The 1360-nt window shown below is 61.4% G+C and carries 3 protein-coding genes; all 3 read right to left on the reverse strand.

Features of this window, described 5'->3' with window-relative positions; all coding sequences use genetic code 11:
• On the reverse strand, positions 1–457 hold a 457-nt coding region (gene radC / locus ACU8YC_RS24880), incomplete at its 3' end, for a RadC family protein (RefSeq protein ID WP_446895941.1).
• A gap of 11 nt (positions 458–468) precedes the next feature.
• Complete coding sequence (locus ACU8YC_RS24885; protein ID WP_446895942.1) at positions 469–951, reverse strand: antirestriction protein; 483 nt, start codon at positions 949–951, stop codon at positions 469–471.
• Between the two features lie 115 nt (positions 952–1066).
• On the reverse strand, positions 1067–1360 hold a 294-nt coding region (locus tag ACU8YC_RS24890; protein WP_446895943.1), incomplete at its 5' end, for a DUF932 domain-containing protein.

Below are 1360 nucleotides of genomic sequence, written 5' to 3' on the forward strand. Positions count from 1 at the left end.
GAGAGACGATGCTCATCCCACCGACCACCAGGTGGTCCAGCAGACGAATATCCACCAGGTCCAGCGCCTGTTTAAGACGTTCCGTGAGGCGACGGTCAGCCTGGCTGGGCTCCGCCAGGCCTGACGGGTGGCAGTGGCCGACGAGTACGGCGGCAGCGTTATGTTTCAGCGCAGCCTTCACTACTTCACGGGGATGGACCTCCGTATGGCTGAGGGTGCCGGTGAACAGCGTTTCATGGGCTATCAGGCGGTGTTGATTATCCAGAAAGAGCACGACAAACTCTTCGCGCTCCAGTGAGGCAAGCTGCAGGCGCAGCCAGTCGCGGGCGGCATACACGGAAGTAAATGACGCGCCGGGCTCGCGTAACTGGCTCTCCAGCAGGGCTAAAGCCTGCCGGATGGTCTGCTGCTCTGCCGGAGGGAGTGCCCGGGCAAACAGCGGAAGTTGTTGTTCCATGGTGGCTTCCCTCAGTCGATGATATGCATGATGGCGCGGCATTCAGGATGCGCCAGCGCGTAGTCCCGCAGGCGGTAATAATGCGCGGTTATGGCATCGCATTCCGTACGGCAGGCATGGTGGCTGTATTCCAGCAGGCAGGCGGCAATCCCGGCGGCCTCCGCGCTCATGTCCGCGCCGTTGCCGTTCATGTCATTAAACAGCGTCCATTTATCCTCATTACCGTCTTCCGGCTCCGGGGCCATAAACGTGCCGCCGTTGCTCAGCGTGTAGAACTGCCAGACACCGCCGCAGTAGTCCTCACACAGCCGGTCCATCCGGGCGAAGATGCGGGGTTCGAGCAGTATCCACTGCGCAATACCACCGAAGTGCTGCGGCCAGAAGGTAATACGCTGTTCATCGGGGACCGGGGTGGCCTGCAGGGTAGCGGCTTCAGCCGGCGTGGTGCCCTGAACGTCCGCTGTATTGCTGTCAGTGATGTGCACGATGTTCATGATGATTCCTTAAAGTGATTTAAAACAGTGAGTTGAGTGAAAGTCTGAACCGGCGGGCTCTGCAGGGAGACCGGCCAGACCGATGCCTGGCGGGCATTCGCAGGAACGTGGCGCATCAGCCCAGGGCCTGCTGCAGCTCTTCGGCCATTACCCATAACGCCCTGTTGAGCTTCAGGTCCCCGTCGATACCGTTGACGGCCCGGGTGTGGCTGCGTTTCCCCTGTGCCGTCCGGCCGGCCAGACCACCTTTTTTGAGGTTCTCCTGCAGCCGGTTAAAGACGGTCCACAGGTCGTGTTTATCGTCCTGCCAGCGGCGCGGGGCAAGCACCTGTGTTTCAGTGACCGGCTGGTGCTCTTCCCCGAAGCGGTACGTCAGGGCGGCTTTCGCCAGCGCCTGTTGCGCCGGGGG

Source organism: Citrobacter sp. VF227, from assembly GCF_052950715.1.